Source organism: uncultured Pelagimonas sp., from assembly GCF_947498515.1.
GTDB lineage: Bacteria > Pseudomonadota > Alphaproteobacteria > Rhodobacterales > Rhodobacteraceae > Pelagimonas.
Map to the genome: position 1 here is coordinate 265,048 of NZ_CANMKO010000008.1, position 22,050 is coordinate 287,097.

Genomic DNA, 22,050 nt, shown 5'->3' on the forward strand with positions numbered 1-22,050 from the left:
ACCGGTTGTCAAGGTGCATGTTGTGGTGCAAGTCAAAGACATCGACTCTCTTGAGGCCCACACAATGAAAACGCTCCCTACGACCGCGCGCTCCCTCCCCATTGCTCTCATTCGTGCCCGTGAAGGTGTCATGTCCCCCATCCGGGATATGCTGTCCGAAACAGGAATCACGGAACAACAGTGGCGGATCTTGCGCATATTGGCAGAATACGGGCGTACCGACAGCAAGACGGTCGCGGACCGCTCTAGCCTCTTGTTTTCGAGCCTGACCCGTATTGCCGCCACCTTGCGGGAAAAAGGCCTTATTACCCAAACCCGAGATCACGAAGACCGCCGACGCCAGTTCATCGAGATCACACCAGAAGGTCAGCGCTTGATCGATGATCACGCATCTCAGGCGGCTCAGATTGTTGCGGGTTTCAAGGAAACGCTGGGCGAGGAAAACTACGAAACCTTGCTTGACCTCTTGGCAATGCTAGACCCCAACGCCAAGCCTAAACCCTGATCACGCCACCCGCAGGCCAACCACCGAACACGCCCAAGGCCTTGTTCGCACATTCATTTTAACAATACGACACGCAAGGCGGCGGGCTGCACCCGCCCCCTCGCATCACAAAGCGGCCCCTATAGTCGTCAACGCTATTTCCCGATGGGTTTCCATCAAGCGCGCATCACTTGCCGTTTTCGAGTTCCAACCGCTTGACGGCGCGGCTGCGCAGCCCCGCAACATCCTTCAAAATTGCGTCAGAGTTCACGAACACATTCGGGTCCCCTGCTTCGCGGCGTTCTAGAATCTGACGGTTTTCATCCAAATTCGCCGAAAAGCCATGCGTGGTTAGATGAGCCTCAACTCTTTGGTCCTTCGCCTCGACAAGCGCGCGGACCCGATCCACACTTTCAATATAGGACTCAACCTGGGCCGGGCCATCGATCGCGTTTAGGCCAAGACCACCGATTGTAATGGCGCGGTGGATGTTTTCACCATCTTTGACGTCATAGAGAAAAGAAGCGGTGCCCCATGTGTGGCCCGGCGTCTCAATGATACCGATTTCCATGCCGCCCAGTTTGATTGTGTCACCATCTTTTGCAACAATTTCCGGTGCGATCATGTCCCACTTGCGGCGACCCTCGGATTTTGCGGCGGATTCTATCGCCTCATCCCAGCCACCTTGTGTCATTACAAACTTGGCATTGGGCAAAAGTGGCTTGAGATCTGCGGCACCGCCCGCGTGGTCAAAGTGACCGTGTGTGATCAAAACATATTTGATGTCGGACATATCAACACCAACCGATTGGATGTTGTCGATCAACTGTTGGGTGAACGGACCATAAAGCGTGTCGATGAGGATCACGCCATCATCGGTGTGCACCAACCAAGCCGACACCCAGCAAATCCCCACATAATCGACATTTTCGAAGGGCTTCCACGGTTCAACCTTCTGTGCGGATGGCGTGTTCAGCCACTTACCCAAATCCATGGGCATCTTTCCGGTTTTTCCGAATTCAATAAACTTCCCAAGAATGGGCACCGAGGGGCACCCGTCGAACAATTCAGCCGACGCCGGTGCCGCGGTCGCCAGACCAACGGCGATCAATCCTGCCTTCGTCAGTTTCTTGAAACCCATATTCTCGCTCCCTGAAGACGCTCTGCAAATCACTGCAGAACAATGATCATTTTTCCGGAATTAGCTTTCCGGGATTCATGATGTTTTTCGGATCCAGCGCGCGTTTGATGGCGCGCATAACTGCGAGTTGGCTGGCCTGTTTCAACTTGGCCATCTCGCCCAATTTGCTTTGCCCAATCCCATGCTCGGCGCTGAACGAACCGTTCAACCCGATCAGATGGTCGAGGACCATTTCCTTGGCGGCTTCCAAAGGCAATAACTCCCAATCCTGACCCTCGGCTGCGGCAAGCGCATAGTGCAGGTTGCCATCGCCAAGATGCCCGACCGTCAATGGTTGGAACCCAAGCCGGGCCATCTCGACGTCCATTTTTGAGACAAAGGGTGCGATACGTCCCAATGGCAGCGAGACATCCAGATGGTAAGCAGGGCCGTTTTCGGTGATGGCCTCCAGAATGGACTCTCGCATTCTCCAAAGATCGGAACGTTGTTGATCCGATTGGGCAACCATCGCGTCCAATATCAGCCCCTCTTCCATCAGATCTCCAAGCAGCTCCATCACCTCGATCTGCAATCGGATGCTGCCATCTTCGCCTTGCTCTGAATCATTCGGTCGGCTTGACGCGACTTCAACCAAAACCCCATTCTCAACATCCCCGTCCAAAGGGCGTCGCGTATCAGGAAAAACCTTGCAGATGACGTCAACTGCCGCCCGCGGCATGAATTCAAACGCCTCGACCGCATCGCCCGTTTGATCTTGCAGCCGATTGAGAACCTCAATGGCCGCCTCCAAAGACGGCAGCGACAAAAACGCCGTCGCGGTCACTTTTGGGTTCGGGACAAGCTTGAAAACGGCGGCGGTGATGATCCCCAAAGTGCCCTCCGCTCCGATCAACAAATCCTTGAGATCATAGCCCGTGTTGTCTTTGCGCAGCCCGCTCAGCGCGTTGATCACGGAACCATCGGGCATGACGGCCTCGATCCCGAGGCAAAGTTCGCGGGTATTTCCATAACGCACGACGTTCGAGCCACCCGCATTGGTGGACAGGTTGCCGCCGATTGTGCAGCTACCCTTGGCACCAAACATCAGCGGAAAGACCAGATCATGTTCCAGTACATGTTGATGCAGAACGTCCAAAACCACGCCCGCTTCGACGACCACGGTCCGGCCCACAGGATCAACCGAGCGCACCGCGTTCATTCGCGTCAAAGACAAGATAATGGAGGGATGCCCCGCGCGCGGGACACCGCCACCGCACAGGCCGGTTCGGCCACCTTGTGGGACTATGGCGATGTTTTGGGCCGCACAAAGCTTGACGATTTTTGCAACATCTTCGGTGGTGGCAGGGCGAACAATAGCCAGTGCCTTTGACTGGTACCGACCTGTCCAGTCCCTGACATACCCCGCAACATCCTCGGGCAATGTCAGAACATTCTCGCTACCGACAATGTCGCGAACCGCGTCGACAATAGCTGCGCTCATTTGGATGGGGTTTTCGGCAGTCAAATTCCTAATTCCACTCTGTTTTTAACGACCGAAAAGTCGTTAGGGGCCTCGTGCTTGCAGAATCTAACATTCTGTATGGTAGTTAACTTGTCAAGTACCATGTAACATGGTAGTAAGTGTTAAACCTTCCGGCACCCAGCGCTTTGTCAGGTAAAAAAGGAGCAGCAACCCGTGGAACCGATCAATCATCCGAAATCCCTGATGGAAGTCACTGCGGAACAGATTCGGAGTGCCATCATCTCTGGTGAGTTACCCTTGGGCTCAAAACTCTCAGAGCAACGCCTTGCCGACACGCTTGGCGTTAGCCGATCTCCGGTGCGCGATGCCCTTGCTGCGCTGCAAGCCGAAGGGTTGGTCAACATCTCGCCAAAACGGGGGTCCTTTGTCTTTACCCCCGATTTACGAGACGTCGATGAGCTTTGCGAACACCGCGCCGTATTGGAAACCGCTGCGCTCCGAATGGGGCTAGCCCGCAATTTTGACAGTCTTGTTGAGCGGTTGGAAAAGGCCGTGGAGATGATGCAAACCGCGCTCGAGACCTCCGACACCCAAGGATATTCAACTGGAGACCTGCGGTTTCACAAAGCAATCATCGAAGGCTGTGACAACCGCTCCATTGTCAAAGCTTACAATCACACGATCGGCCCGGTGAAAGCACTTCGAACCCATTTGTTCACAATCATGGACGAAAGCGGAGACCGCTCGATGAGCGAGCATATCGCAATACTCGAAGCTTGCCATGCCAAGGATGCCGACCTCGCGGCATCGCGTCTGGAAGAGCACATCAGCCATCTTACGGAAGCCTTCCGTTTCAAGCTTTCTCAGGAAGCCGAACTCAAACGGGCTGCACTATAGTCCCAACTTTTAGACCCATATCGCCTGCAGATTGGCGACCCACACCAAAGGATGACGACGTGAAAAAGACAACCGCTGACATTATGCTTGATGCGCTGGTGAGCAACGATGTGGACACCGTGTTTGGTATCCCCGGGGCCCATTCCTATGAGCTTTCCGATGCGCTGGCGCGTCGGTCCAATGACATCAGGTTCATCCACACACGTCATGAACAGGGATCGGGATATATGGCGTATGGCTATGCCAAATCCAGCGGCAAGCCCGGGGTTTTTACCGTGGTTCCGGGGCCCGGAGTGCTGAACGCGGGGGCGGCTATTTGCACCGCCTATGGGGGCAACGCGCCGATGATGTGCCTAACCGGCAATATCATGTCGCATCTGATTGGTCAGGGGCGTGGACAATTGCATGAATTGCCGGACCAACTTGCCACACTGAAAGGTCTGACGAAATGGGCGGATCGCATTGACCACCCGACCCAGGCGGCGGCAAAGATGACGACGGCATTTACCGAAATGAACTCGGATCGCCAACGTCCTGTTGCGATCGAAGTTCCTTGGGATGTTTTTGGCCAAAAGGGCGTGGCCCCGGAAATCGAGGCGGCACCGGTCCGACACACAACGCTTGACCCCGAAAGCATTGAAACAGCAGCAAAATTGATTGCCGCCGCAAGTAACCCGATGATCATGGTCGGCGGTGGTGCGCTGGACGCAGCGGCTGAGGTGCTCGCGCTGGCTAAAAAAATTCAGGCCCCCGTGGCCTCGCACCGATCGGGCAAGGGCATTGTTGCCGACGATAGCCCACATGCCATGAACCTGATCGCAGCTTATGATTATTATAAAGAGTGCGATTTGTTGATCGGTATCGGCAGCCGTCTGGAATTGCAGATGATGCGCTGGCAATGGAAACCGGCAAATCTCAAGATCCTCCGCATTGATATCGACCCAACCGAAATGGTGCGCCTAAAACCAGACCACGCAATTGTTGGTGACGCCGCAGAAGCCACCGCCGCGCTGACCAAAGCCTTGTCTGGTCACAAAGCAGCCGATCGTAGTGCCGAGTTTACCGCTATGAAGGATGCCGCCCGCAAAGCCAGCGAGGTTGTCCAGCCGCAGATGAGCTATCTAGATGCGATCCGCACCGCCCTACCCCGTGACGGGTTCTTTGTGGAAGAAGTCAGCCAAATGGGGTTCACAGCGCGTTTTGGCTTTCCAGTTTATGAGCCGCGCCAATATGTAACCTGCGCCTATCAAGACAACCTTGGATTTGGCTACAACACCGCGCTTGGCGTCAAAGTGGCTAACCCGGACAAGCCTGTTGTTTCGATCAATGGCGATGGCGGCTTTATGTTCGGCATGCAGGAGATGGCGACCGCCGTTCAGCATGGGATCGGCGTGATCGCGATCGTGTTCAACAACAACGCCTACGGCAATGTGCGACGTGATCAGATGAACGTCTTTGACGGGCGTTTGGTGGGATCAGAGTTGAAAAACCCCGACTTTGTCGCCATGGCGCAAAGCTTTGGCATGCCTGCCGAAAAGGCTGAAACCCCAAAAGAATTGCAAGATGCCATCGAACGCGCCTTGGCCCATGGCGGCCCCGCACTCATCGAAGTGCCGGTCGAAACGGGGTCTGAAACGTCGCCATGGCAATTTTTGCACCCCGCACCGCATAGCTGATCCCAATTCCCGGAGGTCCAAATGACCGATTTCACCATGACAATCGACGGCAATCCTGTTTCCGCCACGGGCACTTTTGACGTGATTAACCCATCAACAGGCGGCAGTGCCGGTCAATGCCCATCGGGCGCAGCCGAGGACGTTAACGCCGCCATCGCCGCAGCCAAAGCTGCATTTGCCAGCTGGCGCTGGGAAAGCGATCACACCCGCAGTCAGGCCTGCCGAGATATGGCGCGGGTTCTCGGCGAGCATGCCGAAGAGCTTGCGGTTTTGCTGAGCACCGAGCAGGGCAAACCGCTCGGCGGGCTTGGTGCCCGGTTCGAACTTGGCGGATGCCAGGCCTGGGCCAGCAACACAGCGGACCTAGAACTACCGGTTGAAGTGGTCAAGGACGACAACGAAGGCCGGATCGAAATCCATCGCAAACCTTTGGGTGTTGTGGCGTCGATTACACCGTGGAATTGGCCATTGATGATTGCCATTTGGCACATCGCACCAGCCATCCGGGCGGGTAACACTGTGGTGGTCAAACCCTCGCCTTATACACCGCTGTCGACCCTGCGAATGGTGGAGATATTGAACACTGTTTTGCCCGCCGGTGTGCTGAATGTGGTTACCGGGCCTGACAGCATCGGGCCGGTTCTGACAAGCCATCCAGACATCGCCAAGGTGACGTTCACCGGTTCGACCGAGACAGGCAAGAAGGTGATGGCATCCGCAACGAACACGCTTAAACGCCTGACGCTGGAGCTTGGTGGAAATGACGCGGCAATCGTTCTGCCGGATGTCGAACCCGCTGCGGTGGCAGAAGGGATATTTTGGGGTGCGTTCATCAACAGCGGCCAAACCTGCGCCTGCATGAAACGGCTTTATGTGCATGATGACATCTATGACGACGTCTGTTCGGCCCTTGTCGAATTCGCAGCCAAAATCCCTGTGGGCGATGGTTTGGACGAAGACAGCGTGCTGGGCCCTGTGCAAAATGCTATGCAATTTGCCAAGGTTCGCGATTTGGTTAACGATGCGAAAGCCAGCGGAGCCCGTGTCCTTTTGGGAGGTGAAGTCCCCGAGGGGAACGGTTATTTTTATCCCCTGACGATTGTGGCCGATGCCACCGACGGAATGCGCCTTGTCGACGAAGAGCAGTTTGGTCCCGTTCTACCGGTGATCCGCTATACCGACATCGAAGACGCAGTGACCCGCGCCAACGCGTCCAGCATGGGATTGGGCGGCTCGGTTTGGTCCAAGGATATGGATGCCGCCAAGAAGCTGGCTCTACAATTTGAGTCCGGGACGGTGTGGATCAATGGGCACGGTGGCTTGAACCCCAACGCCCCCTTCGGCGGGGTAAAGCAATCCGGTATCGGCACAGAGTTCGGCGTTGACGGCCTCAAAGAATTTACTGCAATCCAGACTTTGCACGCCTGATCTTGCCGGGGATGATGCCCGCATTGCCCCCGCCCGATTGCCCATGCGGTGAACCGGTGGGGGCGTAATTCAACCACGTGCGGGCTTCAAAATCCCGTCAAAGAAGGCTGACAACGCTGCATGCGCGTCAAGCGGCAAGACCTGCGCAACGTACTGATCCGGGCGGACAATCACCAAGCAGCCCTTGTCCCTGTCGACACCGCGCATGTCAAAGATGTCCTCTCCGTTTTTCGCATCGGCGCAGAACAGCTTTTCATAATCCGTCAATCCGAACCGGCCTTTGACGGGCTTTAGAAGCGGATGCATATTGGCAAATTCAATCTCGCGGAACCCCTGCTGGTAGACGGCGCGCAGGTCGATAACCGTATCGGCCTCGTCACCTTCGCGCCGAAACTTGGCCATTGGCGATGCCGGATTAGCGCCAAGGTAGTCACACAGGCTACGCAAATCTGTATCGTCCTGAGGCGTGAACGCAAAAAGCGTCCAGCGAATACCCGCTTCGATCGAATGGCCCAGCTGCATCGGTTTGGCATCCGCCAGCCGAACCACGGGCGCCGAGTGAAAACGAGTCCCGATCTCGAACCCTTTGGCCAGCCCCTGCCAGACACCCTGCCCCGTCAGTGCGGAGCACTCGTACTGCACCGTCAAACCCGCCGTAAAGCGCGCGCCGTCGATGAACTGCCTCTGAAAACGCGGCATGCTAGTATCGCTGGGGTCGGTTTTGCCCGGAGTGGCACTAACGATACGTGACCATTTGTGGTCATAGTCGATAAGTCCTTGAGCGGCGGCGCGGCGTTCCTGCGAATAGGAATGCAACAAGTCTGGTTCCGCGCGATCCGTCAGCACTGAAATCAGCTTCCAACCCAGATTGAAGGTGTCACCCATGGAGACGTTCATACCCTGACCGGCCTTGGGGCTGTGGGTGTGACAGGCGTCGCCAGCGGTAAACACGCGCGGTTTCTGATTGTTGCCTTGACCCGCAGGGACGTCGTCAAACTTGTCGGTCAACCTATGACCGATTTCATAGATCGACCACCAGACCACGTCTTTCACATCAAACGCGTATGGGTGCAGAATTCGTTTGGCCTTGGCGACGATGCTGTCAATCGACAGGCCACGATCAGCCACACGCTCTGTTTCGTCAAGTTTATCAAGTTCGACATAGAGGCGGACCAGATATCCGCCTTCGCGGGGCAACAACAGGATGTTGCCGTCCGTGCGCGACTGAATAATCGCTTTCATGCGGAAATCGGGAAAATCGGTAACCGCCAGCACATCCATCACACCCCAGGCCTGATGCGCCGCGTCGCCATGCAGCGATCCGCCGATGGCCTGACGCACTTTACTACGGGCCCCATCACAACCGACAACATAGTTGGCCCGAACAGTTTCGGTTTGCCCCACTCGGTCCGGGTCCGTGCGTTCAAGCGTCACGGTCGCTGGATACTCTGTGGCTGTAGGATCAACCACAACATCCACTACTTGCAGGCAATAGTCAGGTTCTAACCGCGACGGAGAATTGCGCATGAGGTCAAGATACATGTCATGCACCCGTGCCTGATTAATCAACACGTGCGGCATCTCGGACAATCCGTCCTCGACATCCTGAACCCGTCCGACCCGACGGATGGCTTCGGGATGATCCGGGTCTGGCGTCCAGAACGTTGTCTCGTTGATCCACATTGCTTCCCGCTTGACCTTGTCGGCAAATCCGAAGGCTTGGAACATCTCCATCGAACGCACGTTGATCCCGTCCGCTTGCCCCTTTTCCATAGGTCCATCTTTAAGGTCGACGATCATCGCAGCGATTTCCGGATAAGCGGCCAACTGTGCAGCAAGACACAACCCCGCCGGGCCACAGCCCGCGACAAGAACGTCGACCTTTTCAGGCAGGCCGTTTGCCCCATTAACCCGAGCGCGCCCAGCGGCTGGCTCAAACTCGTCCGGATCCCCCGGTTTGAAACCGTTCATATGAAACTGCATGTCTCGTCCCTGCTTTTTGGCGTCGCGTTGCACATTGGCTCGCCTCAATTAGTAACTGTACATACTTTATTCGGTCAACTAAAAAAGATATGCATGCATACTTTATTGTGTACTCGGTCTGAAAATGATGTTTTTTAGGGATGATTGCTGGGCGAAACGAAAGGGGCCGCACATGGAAGCAAACGCAATGGCCGGACATCTGATACGGCGTCTGCACCAAGTTTCAACGCAGGTATTTGCTAAGGAAACTCAGCAGGCCGGGTTTGACCTAACCCCTGTCCAGTTTGCCGCGATGGATGCCATCCACGCCAACCCGGGGGCTGATCAAGCCAAAATAGCCGCCCTAATCGCCTATGACCGGGCTACGATCGGTGGCGTAATTGACCGGCTTGAAAAGAAGGGCTTTGTGCTGCGCGAAACCAGTAGTCGGGACCGTCGAGCCAGAGAGGTTCGCATGAGCCCTGAAGGGGAAAAAATTTATAGCGGTCTTTTGCCAGTGGTTTCTGCATTGCAGAGCGATATTCTGTCCGGCCTAACAGAAGCCGAACAACAGCAATTTCTCGCGCTGGCGCGCCAAGCCTTGCCGTCCACCTGATCCGCCTCCCCTCCCACCCGGAGTATCCGCGTTCCTTTGCATGGACCGATGTTCCAAATCTGTTGCAGGCCGGACGTCCCCTTTTCCCGACGGGATTTGCACTATGGCCACTGTTCCGGATTGGCCGAGTGCAGTGTCACCGTTGGGTACGGCCATGCGGAGCTGTAGCGTTTTCTCGTCGATCTCGATATGGGCCGCCGTTTCGCACCACCGAGTCTGTGTGGCTTTGGGTGCGAACTCGGAAGTCTTGCCAAGAGTGGAGAAACGCTGCGCTGACGTAAGAGAACTCAGTTATGCTTGACCATAATGCCTCTCGCACGAGGCACGGGTTGATCGACACAGTGCCGAGCCAACGACTAAAGCCAAGTACCTTGGTTCATCCGACGACTGGGTAGCCCATTCTACAATAGATGTGCCCTATCAAAACTGGGTCGCAACACGCCGGATTTCGAAGGCATTTCCCGGGCCAATAGTGGTTATCGCCCCACTGCGCGCGCCATGCGCAATCCGGATTCTTCATCCAAATCCATCGGTTCTTTTACAACATGTGGACCGCCATCGGTGTCTTGTGGCGCGAGGCTGTTCGTCTTTACAAAACTGCCCAAAACTTGCTTTAGCTGAGAGGCTTCAACTTGCATGCTTTGGCTAGCGCCGTTGGTTTCTTGAACCATTGCGGCGTTTTGTTGTGTGACACTATCCAAATGCGATATGCCACCATTGATTTCTTGCAACGCTGTTGCTTGTTCACCAGCAGAATGGGAAATGTCGGACACCATTGACGACACGGCTGCTGCACTAACGGCAATCTTGCCGAGCGTTTCGGCTGTTGATTCCACCAGGCGTTCACCATCGCTCACATGCGACGAACTTTCCTCAACCAAGGTTTTGATTTCACTAGCGGATCGTGCGGCAACTTCGGCCAATCCGCGAACTTCGGACGCGACGACCGCAAACCCCTGTCCTGATTCACCGGCCCTTGCCGCTTCGACACCCGCGTTAAGTGCAAGCAAGCTGGTCTGAAAGGCAATATCATCAATTGATGTGATAATTTGGCTGATCTGTTGGGATGAAGCCGAAATCGCACTCATGGCATTCATAGCTTGTTCCATTTCGTGGCTACCCTGTTCCGCGAACCGCAAGCTTTCTTTGGCTTGATCGTCGGATTGACGGGCCTGAGATGCATTTGAAGCCAAACCGGTCGACAACTCTTCAAGGGCTGCAGCAGATTGCTCCAATGTTGCGGCTTGCGTCTCAGCCCTATTCGCCATTTGGTTGGACATTGTTGCCAGATTTGTGGCGTTTCTATCAACTGCTTCCGAGCTTTCATCAAGTCGGGTCACCAAGCTTTGCAGCGATTTTGCCAAACGATTAAAGTCGTCACAAAGACCGGTATAGTTTGGTCCCAAGTCGTTCCACTCTTCTGAGGGAATGCTTTGCCAAAGGTCACCTTTTTGCAGGTTACTCATAACTTGTCCCAATTGCTCAAAAAGCTGAACGCGCCGTGCATTGGCGGCCACAGCCTGTTGATCGGCTTCATCGCTGCACTGCAATCGGCCTCGTAATTCATCCAGATTCTGGGCGATGACACCGACCTCATCTCCACGATCTGTATTGGAAATCGCATTGGCATAGTCTTTTTGGGAAAGTCTCTGGACGACGTGAGCAATGTCAATGATTGGTGCGGTCAAACGGTTTCCAAAAACGACAGCAATCAAAACCGCGACGATCGTCGCAATCAGGCTAATAACAAGTTGAATGGTTTCGCTTCTGGTAACGAGCTGCGAAATCGCTGTTTTCGCAGCCGTGTTTTGTTCCAAAAGCGTGTCTTGCAGACCGTTCACCGCATCGCGAATGGAACCGATTAGGGAAAGAACATTTTGTTTCACAAACGCGTGCCGGTCCGTCATGTCGACCGCTTCTAGGGCTTTTAGCGCGACACTCAGCTCGTCAAGTTGGCCTTGAATTGACATCACCACTTCAAAAGCGGCCTCTTGGCGAAATGCTTTGACCTCGACGTCAAAGAACCGACCTTGCGCTAGATCGACTTCGGTTTGGACTTCGTCCAAGTTGCCGCGCAGTCGTGTAATCCCTTGATCTTCGCCCAAGCTATACGCCAAAATGTCACCAATACCCTGTTCGATGTCTTCTTTCATGTCATCCAAGCTTTTCAGCTGAGTTACCAAATGTTGCGAATGACTTATGCTGTAAGTTAGCTTTTGGTTTATCGCCCAAGAGGCCGCAGTCATTGCAAGCTGCATGGCAATAAGCAGCGAAGCAAAAAGAAATATCTTGGTGCGCAGTGAAAAATTTTCCATGCAATTCCTATGATGTTCATCGATTGGGAGGCTCGGCGCTATTCCTGCCCTATAAGGCTGAAGACATCGTTTTCTTGCCCCGACGAATGGTCACCAAAACCTAGACAATTTTAGGTTTGAACCGACCAAATTATTGGTGGGAATGCCCCGCCCGCCGGCTTCGTGATGTGCTACTGTGATGTCCGTGAGAGCATCATCAAAGAGTGAGAAATCATGCCAAAAGTTTGCATAGTCGGCATAGATTTTGCGAAGCGCCGCATCAACTGAGCTGAGGTTCGAGACCGTACCTAGCAATATTGACGGTCAAAGGTGGGATTGTTGACGCATCTGCCGTCAAGCGACGTGCGAAGGGCAACCGCTCATCCATTGCGGCCTTTTGCTGACCCAAAGGTGCTGCATCTTGGTCTATACAGTTTAAAACATCGGTAAACTGTAATTGCGCGTATCCATTTTATTCGCGGGACCAACACGGGCAATAAAACTGATTGTTTTGCGAAGAAACGCGGTTTTTCTCATAGTTTCTGGGAGATGCGACCGGGTTTTTAAGTGTTCTTAGAGAATAGCCCACTACTTTCGCTCAACTGTTTTTGGGATAAAGGACGCCGCCGACCGCAGCGACCTTTCATGTCATCTCTCTGGAAAACTATGCAGATCTGGACGTGACCGCGGGCCCGACGAGTGTCAACTCAGGTGCTGATCAGAGCGACCTTACAAACTAGGCCAGCGCAACCTCAATGGCGCACACCTTTGCTCATATCGACTTACATATTTTCGAAATGGAGGTGCATCTCCGCGCGAAAGCTTCCCTAATCGGGATCAATTCCTACCCAAGTTCTGCCTATGATGCTGACCAAGAAGGGGTGGAATATTCTGTTGCTGACGGCAATACCGCCTGCGGACGATAACAACGAAACCACCAGCGATATCGCGATCTACAATGAGGTCTATTGCAACACGATGGTCACCTACAGCGACGGGAGTTCAGGCTATCGGTGTCTGGGAAGGGAAAAATGCTATGACTATGCCGCCCGTCTCGGCAGATTTGTCATGCAAGTTGCCTGCCGGGCAATGGTCGAAACCTTTTTTTAAATCATCAAGGCCGACCTCATCTGGCAACACTCATGGGACCCGCGCTCTCTGTTCTAACGGAATGTGGCCTAAACGATAACTTGGGATGGCTCAAAAATGCGACGGGTCAAATAAGGGGCCAAGCCTGTCAGTGAATAGCTTGTGGAGTGGGCGGAAAAGCCCAATGTTTGGTTAGCATACAAACCTGAAAAGACTGCCTAAATCGAGCGTTCCAAGCGCTAAAGCGGTCGGCTGGAGTTTCGGACGCCAGCATTTCCGAGGTCGCTCTTTTAACTGCCTTGCAACAGCCCTGAGCTTTGCTTGGCCATGGATCGAGAAATCTGTGCCCTTTGGAAAGTACTGACGTAGCAAACGGTTTGTGGTTTTGTTTGTGCCGCGCGGCTATGGCGCGCGGGGGTCACACAAGAAGACATCGGAACGGTTCCACGAGCCCGCGTGTGGGTGCGGTACAGGTCTTTTGGCAGCTTGCAGGGCTATTTGATCTACGCCTGCATGGCGCTTTTGCTGTCTTTATTTCTCACCTTCGCCAGAACCACAAAGCGGGTGTTGCGTTCAAAAAGTGTGGGGTTGCCCGAACCAGCGATCAAATCGCCCTGCCAGTGCCCCGGCACAGCACAGCCTGCAACGTCAGCAGGCTTTCGCTGTGCCTGCCTCAATAGCCGCTTTGCAAATGCACTCGACCCTTTGTTGTGGAATGCATCGTGGGCGGTTTCTAGGCCAGCCGAAAAGTTCTAGAAATCATCAAATTCGGGGACATTTCCGAGCCTCACAAGGAAGTTCGGTGAACTGACTTCGCCACTGTTTGGGTCTTCACTAATCATATAGGCATCAGCACCAGCGCAATCCTCGGACAGGGCCTCGCGTTCGGCTCTGTTTTGAGCTTCCGCTGCAGTTGAATATTGAAATTGCTTGCCAATCTTCAAGCCAGCTTGCCCACCACGGCCGGGCTTTTGTTCCACATAGGTCTGGCAGATATAGTGAACTTTCGTTGCGCTCTCGTCTGCTTGCGTCATTAGTTAAGTCCTTTTCGCACTTGTTGTTGCACCACCACAGCCGGAAATGCGCGCAACAGGAGTGCAATCGTTATATGGCAGCCATGGGTATCTTGGGGTAACCTTGGAGCAATCTTGCCCCACGTGCTGTCGCTAAGGCTTTGTCGGAGTGTTCGTGTCTCGTTCGAGGCGCGCATTGCGGAGAAAGTCGTTTTTTGTTTTTCTCTGCTCTGCCTCTTCTTCGACCATCTTACGAGCGATGCGCGTTGTCTTTTCCATTGCGGTTTCAATTTTGGGACTTTGCGCTCTGAACACACTTGTTTTTTTCAGCTTTGCCAAGTGGCAGTTTCCTCTTCGGTTTAACATAGATGTTTGAACAAGGTCGTTCAAACCAAGGTTAGGTAATCGCGTGAGCCGTAGACATCGCGTGTGTTTGGCTCTGGTGTGTCACTGCATAAATTTGTCTGAGTATCTGGCGCGGACATAGCGCGCATCAAAGCGCTATAATTCATTTGAAACCGCATTTCCGATCCGACGCAGAGCGTGGCGTCTTTTGTACCAATGATAAGGTGATCGCTTGTTGCGCCGATAAAATCATTGCCCGGCGGCATCGAAAGGCCTGCTGCGTCTGTGTCTTGGTGCCCGATGGCAAGTATGATCCGTGTCGTTGCCGAATTGTTAGGGGTAAGTCGACCTTCTGTTAAGGTGTGATCGGCGCTGCTTACTGTAGGACGCACGGATTTGGTGGTTGTCTCGATCACTTCAGCAACAAGCGTGAAGGCATCTCGAAACATACCTCCTATCTGATCCCCTGTGAGAGGATCGACACCAAGAAGTATTGCTTCGCCAATGCGCAAATCGTTGATCCGGCCCGTTGCGCGCTCCTCAAGTGCCCAAGGCAGGTTTGCAGAGTTGCCGCCAGATACCGTCCGAAGGAATGGGCCACACTGCCTTTCGACATCGTTCGCAAGTGCAGTTAAAGCCCGCATTTGTTCGGTGGTCGGAGCAATGCCGCTTAGGCAACCGAAGTTTGCACCGATGCCTTGCAGCGCCACACCGGGCATGTCCACGACTTGACGGGCGATGTCGGCAAGGCACTGTGGCATGATCCCTTCACGCAGATCCCCCATTTCGACCATCAGGATTATGCCATGAACCGTGTCTTGCCGAAGTGCAGCAGCCGCCAAAGCCGTGATCACAACCAGCTCTGTGTTGTAGCTCGCTTCACAGAATTGGACGATATCGTCGACTTGGCTCAGCATGGGTGTTCGGATCAGAGTGACCGGGCACGTCATCCCAGCTTGGCGCAATCGTATTACATTGCTCACACGCGGCTCAGCTAGGCCCGTTGCTCCACCATCGAGCATGGCCCTGGCAATGGATGGATGTCCGCACGCGGCTTTGGTCACTGCGGTCACACGGATGCCTCGCATGTCCAACCGCTTGACAAGGGTCTGCGTGTTGTGACGAATTTTGTCGAGATCAACGTCAATGCGCGGGCACCTCAAATCGCAGCCACGGGCGTTCCTTGCCGCAGGCTGGGATAGGCCCCAACAACCATCGCCAACAGATGTACCTCTGGTCGGCTAAGTGCGTCGGTCACAGGCAGGCTGAGGTTGACGGTTTGGTCGGCAATCGTGTCCGTGATCTCGGTTTCGGACATTCCCTCGTGATTGAGCGTGACGCCGATGACCTTGGTGTTAGAAAACGCCTCGATCAAAGCAATCTCACTTGCAACGTTTGGCATTGGCATGTTCGGAAAATCACAGCGATGGGCGCGTTTAGGCGCGTGCTGAAGTATGACGGCGTCCGGCTGGCTGCCGCGCAAAATAAAGGCAGATGTACAGAACGCGGGATGGCTTAACGCACCTTGGCCCTCGATCAAAATGACATCGGGTTGCTCTGCCTTTGAGGCCGCAACAATCGCGCCCTCAAGTTCGCCACAACAGAACTGTGGCGGCACAGCGTCCATTGCCACACCATGTTTTGCCCCCTGCATCAAACCGGTCTGGCCTGTACCGACCAGCACAGTTTTGATACCATTTGCGTTTAAGGCACGGGCCAGAACCGTCGCCGTGGTCCGCTTGCCGATGGCGCAATCCGTTCCAAGAACGGCGATGCGTAGAGCATCTACATGTGCGACACTGCCATCGAACAAACGCATGTCTTTGCTGGGTTTGGGTTTGCGAATGTCGCGGATGGTGACTTGTCTCTGCACTGCTGCTTGCGCAATCTCGACGTCGTCACTCAGATACTCATGCAGGCCACTGACGATGTTCATACCGCGCCCGATCGCATCCAGCACGACATCACGGTCGGTGTCCGAAAGCCGCCCGGATGAGGGGGCCATGCCATAGATAAAGGTTTCAGGCACAACAGTTTCGTGGGCCGCCGCGGCGTCTAGGCTTTCGAGGATTGGTATATTGTTGATCACGCCATCAAGAACCATCCCGCTATCATCGCCGCTGTGGTTGCTGTCGATGACCGAAACAATCCGGTAAGCCTCTGAATGACGCACAAGGCCATTGGCGGTTTTGCCATCAATTTTGGCAAAGTTAGCTTCGCAAAAAACAATCGCTGTCGGTCGCGCAGGGCGCTGCGCGATGGACCCCGGCTGTCGTGTCGGGTCCATGCTCACCGGTGGTGCTTGGGCACCCCTGACGGGACGGCGAATGGTATTTGCCGTTTGAAGCTCGGTTTTCATCGTATTTTTCCTTTGATGGCGAGAATGTCGCCCGACGACGCATTGCGCCGGGCGTCTTGCTGCATTGCCTTCAATTCTTCAGAACGCATTGCCCCTTGGACTTTTGAAAGTTCCGGTTGCACTCCCAACGGTTTCCAGACCTGTCGAGATGCGCGTTTTCCGGCATGTCGATCACGTCACAGCCTGCGCCAGAAGCTTCATATCCCCTTTGGCATTTCCATCCTTCGCCATATGATGCATCGTCAAAATAGGCGAATTCCGGGATCACTACGGCCACGCAAAGACCGTTATTTTCAAAGAACCCTCGTTCGCAGGACCAGGGTTGACCGTAACCAGACCCGTTCAGGTATCCATTGATTGGAACGGCAATAGCGGTGCAACTCTCCTCCACCTTCTCAAAGCCGCGCGCACATTTCCATGCGGATCCATAGGTTGCGTCCACCAAATAACCGTTTTCGGGCACGACAAGCTTTTGACAGGCACCGTCGACTTTGGAAAACCCGCGCAAGCATTGCCAACGCTCACCCGAAGGGTCCAAGAACCCACCATCAGGGACAATCACCGCATCACAGGCCGTTCCTCCCACCTGGCGATAGCCATGAAGACATTCCCATCCGGACCCATAAGTGCGGTTTGTTTCGTAGGCATTTTCCGGGATCACAATGGCTGCACAACCGTCACCAATGAGCCGATACCCGATGTTGCATTCCCAACCGCCTCCATAGCTCTTTGCTCTGGCATTTTCCGGCATGGTTTGGGCAAGTGCAGGCATTGCCAAGACAAGAACGGCGAAAATTGGCGCGAAAAAAGCAAACGGTAAACCCCGGATGCTCGCTAGCAATCTTTTCTCGCAAATCGTTTTAGGCGTGTGCAGCACAGGTTTTGAGTTATGACCCATCCAACTCAAGCCCCGCAAGGCAAGCGTCCGCAAGGTCACGGTCTGGCTTTTCTGAACCGGGGCGCGTCGCCCATCCCGTTTCCATCATTGCGTTGCGGCGGCTAAATCCAGAGAGATCCCGAAGCGCTGCGAGCTTTTCAGTGCGGTCTGGATCGGCCTCTGACATGCCAAGGCACACCGGTACCATCGCCAAAGTCACTTCTTCAGCTGCCAAGTCTTGGGCCATCTCTTGGGCGGTGCTACTTGTTGTCCAGCCGCCCCAAGTGAAGCCAATGATAGAAACCGCAATCGCGCCACCCAAAGCACCGTAGATGCCGGGTTTCGTCCATTCTGGAAAAGTCATTTTTTGATCCTTTGACGGAGAAAGCGCCGCCTCACTTTTTTGCCCTGACAAAACATTTTGTCAGGACTATTTCTAAGTCGTTTGATCGACAGCGCGCTGTCCATGTCCGAACGCAAGCCTTGCGCTCTACCTGCCACTACAGCGGCTGAACCTTAGGCATGGGCCATGCGGTCGTGCGCGATAAAATCGGCAACCTTCTCAAACATCAGGACCTTGCAAGAGGCGTGACAGTTGAATTTTCATGATAGAAGATCGTATTCCGCTCTGGCAGGCGATACGCCTTTGCCGAAGAAGAGCACAACTTTGTACCCCGTACGTAGTCGAGTAACGCTTGAATTGCAACGTTAGTTGGCCAGGTCGTGTTTCTAACTCCGTTTAGGACCCGAAAATGAACGACGGGAACGAACCATCGAGTTTATGTGTCCGCAGTTCATCCGCCCATTGCTGTACCAATTTCGTCTTCTGCTGATTGCGAACCTCGGTATGGTCGCAGCATTTTGCAAGATAGCCCTCTCGCATCTGCAATCTTTGGTCTCCGAACGGCATCAAACAGGGGCTGCGAAAGGTTTGAAACCATCCATGCCAAAGCAAGGACAGGGACGATTTGCCCAAGCTTGCCCCCCACGTTGAAGGATACCATAGTCGCCGTTTTGGTCGGCTTCGGGGAAAAACGTGTCGGGCCGTTGTTCGACAAAAAGCTCACCATCGTATCATCCCGGATGTCTGACGCATCGATCGCATCCAGAATGCGACTGGTGTAAAAGTCGATTTCCATCAGGCATCGGTAAAGGCCCCGCCTATGGATTTTTCGACAAAATCGAGGGGTGGAGTGACTGGATGATGGGGGTGGTGATCCCATACCATTCGTCACTATCGTGCATTTGGAGTTAGCGGTCTTCGCCAAGATGCTATTTGCCATGCATTGCGGGAGCATACCCCATCGATTTCAAAAGCTCGGCAATGGTGTCGTCTATCGGGTTTAGCCCACCGGGTTCCCCCGGTTCGACATAGCCATCCGTGCAAGACCGAACCGGCATCCGTCCGGATTGAAAGGCAGCACGTGTTGGTGTGCAGCCTAGCTCAACTTGGAAATCAAGGAACTGCACGCCCTGCGTGGCCAAGCATCAACACTTGGGCGTTTCAGCACGAATGCTACAATATACTTCCAGATCACCGTACCCTTGGTTGTCCGTCATGATATCTACAATATTGGGTTTGTCCTGCGCGGTAGCGATGGTTGCAAACAGGCTCAAAACGACGATGGCATGGCTCGTGTGGAAACGTGGCATTTGCCTCCCATAGATACGACAATTTGTTCCCCTAAGCTTGCCACACGACTTTCCGGGGCGGTTACCATTTGACAACGCGCCAGAGTTTTTAACCATTTGATCTCGATAAACGGCTGGAGTGACGCCGGTCCAGCGTTTCAAAGCACGTGTGATGTGAACCGGATCAGCATAGCTCAATCGCTCAGAGGCCTCGGCCATTGGCACATAGTCAGAATTGCCATTCAAGGACCATATCATCGACCAACGATCAAGAACGTCAGCCCGCCCTGTTTCAACCGCCGCTGCAAGGTACGCGGGTTGAGGCCGGACTGTTGCGCGGTTTTGTCTATGGTTGTGCGCAGGCCGTTTTCGATCCCTTCAATATAGGTTCGACCCCGGGCGCCAATATCCTGATTTTGCTCCCAATCCGGTTTCGGGTCGACATTGTGGCACTCTGTAGGAGACACCCGAGCCAACCATGATGCCGGAAGTACAACAAGATTTACCTGTTGGTTTAGCCGAATGCGGGTGCTGCAAGGGTCCACATCCTTGTGCCAAGTAGGCGATCAGAGGTTAAATCTAAGGACAAAGGACGGCTGCCGACACTGCCTAAAAGTAACATGGAATCCATCAACAAAGACAAGAAAACTCTGCGATCAGCAGTCTGTTTTCAGTGGGTGCCATTGCCAACGACCTGACTGCCGGGTTCCAACTGCACTCACCATTTAGCTATCTTGCTGGTTTCTGCTAGTGCTCGTCTATCGATTTAAGCGACAAGGCCACCAGGTACTGGCGTTGACAGATCGAAGCCAGTACCGGCAACATGAAGATCCGCGATTGGGAGGTCGAGCTAACCAGTTTCCGGTGGTTGACGTGTGAAACGCCTTTATTGCCACGCGTTCACTTTGGGTTGAAACGCGACAATGGACAGTCAGCTGGTGCTTGTTGGTCAAGGCTCTGCGCGTCCAAGTTGACCACATGGGCGGCTCTGCGCAGGACGTGAGCATTGCCAAGTTTAGACAACGTGCAGGCACGGCACCCTAATCTTAAAGCAGCAGTTGTATTCCCTTGCAGATTTTGTGCCCGCTTGGCTGCTGACCGCCTAAGTCTCATAAAGGCCGAATAGGGGCCGTTTCACCAATCGCTTGACGCACATTTTTTTGAATAAGAGTCACGGCATGCTTCGTTCGGTTGTAGATTTGGGTGGAACGGGCAATGCCGCGTTTTTGCACCGGCGATTGTCTTTGGAATTCAGACGAAATGGTCAATCCTACAAAGCCTATAAATTCTGATAAACGAAAGAGCTCCTGTTGATCTGAGGGGCGAAATATGTTCGCTTCAAAGGAGTCTTTTGTCCGCATCTTTATGGGAAGAATTATGATTTACAAAAATTTGCTGCTCAGCGTTTCGGTCGCAATGCTTGTGTCTCCTGCATACGCTGCAAACGATGGTCATACCGTTTCGGATGATGTGATCTCTGCACAGCGTGCCACGTTATCCGCCGCTACGGAGGGCCAAGGATTTGGACCGCAATCGCCGCGTGACATTGATGCGCGTGATGGCGTTAACCAACGTGTTTTCGGGTCCGCACCAGACGTGGCTAACATGATGCTGTGCGACATTCATTTCCATGAAAATGCCGAGCACAAAGGGGGTGATTTTACCACCTATGCAGGCAATGGCGACGGAAACGGCTATGGCACCGGTTTCAAGTACGACGGCACGCTGACTGACGCCGAGCGGGCCCCAATCGACAAGCCCGTCGGCAAAAGCGATCACGGCGACCTTCTACCGGGCGATACGATCGAAATCCATTTTGTTCACTCGACAGCACAAGCGACATTGGGCAATGGCCTGGGCACCTGTCTAACCGACGCGATCGGCAATCCGCAGCTACGGGTAGAGACGGTTGTGGCTGTTCTTGTGTCTGAGGGGGGAGTCGATTTTACTGAGATGACCCATATCGAAAAAGTTGACGGGCTAAATCAGGTGCCTAACCTTCCTACTGATTTGGGGCAGCCGGTTGTATATGAAGGTTCCACCACAGGCCCCGGCTATAACGAAAAAGCGTCACCTTTTCAGGTAACTTGGAGTGTGCGCCCGGGAGTGGCTAAGTTGAACATTGCATCTGTTGGCAAGTGGCTCAGCGACAACCCATTTGGGGAAAACCACGCACACGGCGTGCGCAACCTGGTTACCAACCCCAGCTTATTGTCGCCAATCAACTGATCCGGGAATGAGAGCAGGGTGGGTTTCAACGCTTGCCCTGTTCTTACGAAAATGGCCGATTTGACTGAAGGCGACCCGTTTATGGTAAACACTTTGGACATGTCCGGCTTTGTACCACGCCAAGTGGTCGTTTAGGCCACTTTCCGCCACAAGCGACTGTGCTTTTCTAACCGAGTTCTGAGTGGCGGCACGAATGCACGACAAGTCCAGAATAAATTGCTCTACATCCTGCTCTTGCAGACGGCAATCTCATCAAAGTCGGTGCTCTGACTGAGAACCTCAACAATGAGGCAACACGCGTGGAGGCCAGCGAGCTTATTCGGGGCCTTGTTTCAGAAGTCAAATTACCCCCTGACAAAGCTACCCCACATGCAATTGCTACTTAGTTATTCAGCGAATTGGCGACAATGCTGGCGGCAACCAGCCCTAAAACGCAAAACACCCGCCGTATTACGGGCGAGTTGTTTGCTAGATATTGGTTGCGGGAGTAGGATTTGAACCTACGACCTTCAGGTTATGAGCCTGACGAGCTACCGGGCTGCTCCA

At 54.0% G+C, this 22,050-nt stretch carries 19 protein-coding genes and 1 pseudogene; 7 read left to right on the forward strand and 13 right to left on the reverse strand.

All coding sequences use genetic code 11. The features are described from left to right. Window positions 1-64: 64 nt before the first annotated feature. The gene (gene hpaR, locus Q1A43_RS16570) at window positions 65-505 is read left to right on the forward strand and encodes a homoprotocatechuate degradation operon regulator HpaR (RefSeq protein ID WP_299936981.1); all 441 of its coding nucleotides are present in this window, start codon (window positions 65-67) and stop codon (window positions 503-505) included. Window positions 506-671: 166 nt separating this feature from the next. On the opposite strand, the gene Q1A43_RS16575 is transcribed toward hpaR, so the two are convergent. Then, window positions 672-1,625, reverse strand: a complete 954-nt coding sequence (locus tag Q1A43_RS16575; protein WP_299936984.1) for an MBL fold metallo-hydrolase — start codon at window positions 1,623-1,625, stop codon at window positions 672-674. 46 nt (window positions 1,626-1,671) lie between these two features. Next, window positions 1,672-3,105 carry an FAD-binding oxidoreductase gene (locus Q1A43_RS16580; protein ID WP_299936986.1) on the reverse strand — a complete coding sequence of 478 codons (1,434 nt, stop codon included), beginning with the start codon at window positions 3,103-3,105 and terminating at the stop codon, window positions 1,672-1,674. A gap of 195 nt (window positions 3,106-3,300) precedes the next feature. Between Q1A43_RS16580 and Q1A43_RS16585 the strand changes: the two genes are divergently transcribed. The 3 genes from Q1A43_RS16585 to Q1A43_RS16595 are packed head-to-tail and all read left to right on the forward strand — an operon-like array spanning window position 3,301 to window position 7,088. Continuing rightward, window positions 3,301-3,984 (forward strand): GntR family transcriptional regulator, encoded by a 684-nt coding sequence (locus Q1A43_RS16585; protein ID WP_299936988.1) that lies wholly within the window; start codon window positions 3,301-3,303, stop codon window positions 3,982-3,984. A gap of 59 nt (window positions 3,985-4,043) precedes the next feature. Further along, complete coding sequence (locus tag Q1A43_RS16590; protein WP_299936991.1) at window positions 4,044-5,660, forward strand: thiamine pyrophosphate-dependent enzyme; 1,617 nt, start codon at window positions 4,044-4,046, stop codon at window positions 5,658-5,660. Between the two features lie 21 nt (window positions 5,661-5,681). Further along, window positions 5,682-7,088 carry an aldehyde dehydrogenase family protein gene (locus tag Q1A43_RS16595; protein ID WP_299936993.1) on the forward strand — a complete coding sequence of 469 codons (1,407 nt, stop codon included), beginning with the start codon at window positions 5,682-5,684 and terminating at the stop codon, window positions 7,086-7,088. Between the two features lie 69 nt (window positions 7,089-7,157). Here Q1A43_RS16595 and Q1A43_RS16600 read toward each other — a convergent pair whose 3' ends face one another. After that, window positions 7,158-9,071, reverse strand: coding sequence for an FAD-dependent monooxygenase (locus Q1A43_RS16600; RefSeq protein ID WP_299936995.1), 1,914 nt, complete (start codon window positions 9,069-9,071; stop codon window positions 7,158-7,160). 172 nt (window positions 9,072-9,243) lie between these two features. Here Q1A43_RS16600 and Q1A43_RS16605 point away from each other — a divergent pair, with 172 nt between their 5' ends. Next, the gene (locus Q1A43_RS16605; protein WP_299936997.1) at window positions 9,244-9,666 is read left to right on the forward strand and encodes a MarR family transcriptional regulator; all 423 of its coding nucleotides are present in this window, start codon (window positions 9,244-9,246) and stop codon (window positions 9,664-9,666) included. A 476-nt stretch (window positions 9,667-10,142) separates the two neighbouring features. Here the strand turns inward: Q1A43_RS16605 and Q1A43_RS16610 are convergent, their stop codons facing one another. Further along, on the reverse strand, window positions 10,143-11,819 hold the full coding sequence (locus Q1A43_RS16610) for a methyl-accepting chemotaxis protein (RefSeq protein ID WP_299937000.1): 1,677 nt from the start codon (window positions 11,817-11,819) through the stop codon (window positions 10,143-10,145). 1,002 nt (window positions 11,820-12,821) lie between these two features. On the opposite strand from Q1A43_RS16610, the gene Q1A43_RS16615 reads away from it, so the two are divergent. Continuing rightward, a complete protein-coding gene (locus Q1A43_RS16615; RefSeq protein WP_299937003.1) occupies window positions 12,822-13,070 on the forward strand; it encodes a hypothetical protein in 249 nt (82 codons plus the stop codon). 171 nt (window positions 13,071-13,241) lie between these two features. Here Q1A43_RS16615 and Q1A43_RS16620 read toward each other — a convergent pair. The 9 genes and pseudogenes from Q1A43_RS16620 to Q1A43_RS16660 form a co-directional block, all read right to left on the reverse strand. Beyond that, window positions 13,242-13,481 (reverse strand): annotated as a pseudogene (locus Q1A43_RS16620) (hypothetical protein); the annotation flags it as partial. A 320-nt stretch (window positions 13,482-13,801) separates the two neighbouring features. Then, window positions 13,802-14,083, reverse strand: coding sequence for a hypothetical protein (locus Q1A43_RS16625; protein WP_299928505.1), 282 nt, complete (start codon window positions 14,081-14,083; stop codon window positions 13,802-13,804). Between the two features lie 132 nt (window positions 14,084-14,215). Next, window positions 14,216-14,401 (reverse strand): hypothetical protein, encoded by a 186-nt coding sequence (locus tag Q1A43_RS16630; protein ID WP_299928508.1) that lies wholly within the window; start codon window positions 14,399-14,401, stop codon window positions 14,216-14,218. A 47-nt stretch (window positions 14,402-14,448) separates the two neighbouring features. Then, on the reverse strand, window positions 14,449-15,570 hold the full coding sequence (locus Q1A43_RS16635; RefSeq protein WP_299937006.1) for an alanine/ornithine racemase family PLP-dependent enzyme: 1,122 nt from the start codon (window positions 15,568-15,570) through the stop codon (window positions 14,449-14,451). Continuing rightward, window positions 15,567-16,766, reverse strand: a complete 1,200-nt coding sequence (locus Q1A43_RS16640; protein ID WP_299937009.1) for a DUF1611 domain-containing protein — start codon at window positions 16,764-16,766, stop codon at window positions 15,567-15,569. Before Q1A43_RS16640 ends, Q1A43_RS16635 begins: the two co-directional genes overlap by 4 nt. 70 nt (window positions 16,767-16,836) lie before the next feature. Beyond that, window positions 16,837-17,538 (reverse strand): hypothetical protein, encoded by a 702-nt coding sequence (locus Q1A43_RS16645; RefSeq protein WP_299937030.1) that lies wholly within the window; start codon window positions 17,536-17,538, stop codon window positions 16,837-16,839. Between the two features lie 115 nt (window positions 17,539-17,653). Further along, entirely contained in the window at window positions 17,654-18,007 is a 354-nt protein-coding gene (locus Q1A43_RS16650) for a hypothetical protein (RefSeq protein ID WP_299928517.1), read from the reverse strand. Window positions 18,008-18,915: 908 nt separating this feature from the next. Further along, window positions 18,916-19,113 (reverse strand): hypothetical protein, encoded by a 198-nt coding sequence (locus Q1A43_RS16655; RefSeq protein WP_366944271.1) that lies wholly within the window; start codon window positions 19,111-19,113, stop codon window positions 18,916-18,918. A gap of 18 nt (window positions 19,114-19,131) precedes the next feature. After that, window positions 19,132-19,533, reverse strand: coding sequence for a hypothetical protein (locus Q1A43_RS16660; RefSeq protein WP_299937015.1), 402 nt, complete (start codon window positions 19,531-19,533; stop codon window positions 19,132-19,134). Between the two features lie 1,071 nt (window positions 19,534-20,604). On the opposite strand from Q1A43_RS16660, the gene Q1A43_RS16665 reads away from it, so the two are divergent. After that, window positions 20,605-21,504 carry a delta-class carbonic anhydrase gene (locus tag Q1A43_RS16665; protein WP_299937017.1) on the forward strand — a complete coding sequence of 300 codons (900 nt, stop codon included), beginning with the start codon at window positions 20,605-20,607 and terminating at the stop codon, window positions 21,502-21,504. Window positions 21,505-22,050: the final 546 nt, after the last annotated feature.